Genomic DNA, 1071 nt, shown 5'->3' on the forward strand with positions numbered 1-1071 from the left:
CAGCCGTCCGCGCCTGTGCCAAGGTGGTCTTGAACCTTCCTGCGGTGGTCATGGGACAGCCGACCCAACCCATTGTGATGGAGGGCCCAGCACGGGGTCCCGCCGAGGACCCCGCCGCTGAGGAACGCGAAGACTACCGGCTGTTCCTCGAAGACCTGGTCATCGTCCAGCGCCACACCCGCCAGAAGTTCATCCCACCAGAGGTGATCTCCGAGTACGAACGCACCGTGATTCGGTTCCTGCGACTACTCCTGGAAGGACACATCGTCTCGGTCCCGCGGCTGCGCAGCATCGGCGTCACTGTGGACCCAGACAGACCCTTAGCAGATGAGGATCTGCTGCGAAGTGAAGGTTTTGCGTGCTTCGTCCAGCAAGAGACATTCTCCGTCCAGCTGTGGGGACACACGCTCAACGTTCCCGGCCCGGTGGCCACCTACCACCCCGCCGTGCACATGGAACCCTTGGACGATAACGGCACCACAATCAGGGGCGACCACACGGGGCGCATCGCTCCCCTCAACGGTGGCTACTTCGTCGCCTACCGGCCCGGCCTTGTTACAGGAACCAATCCGGCCCCCACCGCATGGGGGTTGCGCGGCATCCCCGAGCAGCTCACCTACAATGCAGACGGGCCACACTGACAAATCCCCTCGAGGACATGATCACGGTGTGGGGAGCCCGCGGCATTGAGAGCGCCATACGACATGTCAAGGTCGCGGTCAGCGTCACGGCAGCCACCGCGGGCCGTGAGGCGCAGCGAATCCAGCGGAATCTGCACCCAACTCTGGGACACGTTGCCCCGTGCCCACATGTGCACGGCAAAAGCTCCAATCGCTCCGCGGCTTTTCCCGCACCCATGATGGACACGGGGACCCCAACCGACCACCCGACCACAGCCGGCAGCTCACCTCACACACGCACGTGACACTTCCGTAACCGCCGCCTGTGGACGGCTTCCTGAGCGAGTTCTCACCACGCAACAACGGTGCCCGCTCCCCAATGGGGAGCGGGCACCGTTTGTCTCAACAGATCAAGGTGAGCGAACGTTTACATCTCCACTTCCCCCTCGCG

At 63.6% G+C, this 1071-nt stretch carries 1 protein-coding gene; it reads left to right on the forward strand.

Annotated elements, in window-relative coordinates; genetic code table 11:
- On the forward strand, positions 1-641 hold a 641-nt coding region (locus ABEA06_RS13540; RefSeq protein ID WP_345311831.1), incomplete at its 5' end, for a hypothetical protein.
- Between the last annotated feature and the right edge of the window lie 430 nt (positions 642-1071).

The sequence above is a fragment of the Kocuria gwangalliensis genome, assembly GCF_039544365.1.
GTDB classification, from domain to species: Bacteria; Actinomycetota; Actinomycetes; order Actinomycetales; family Micrococcaceae; genus Kocuria; species Kocuria gwangalliensis.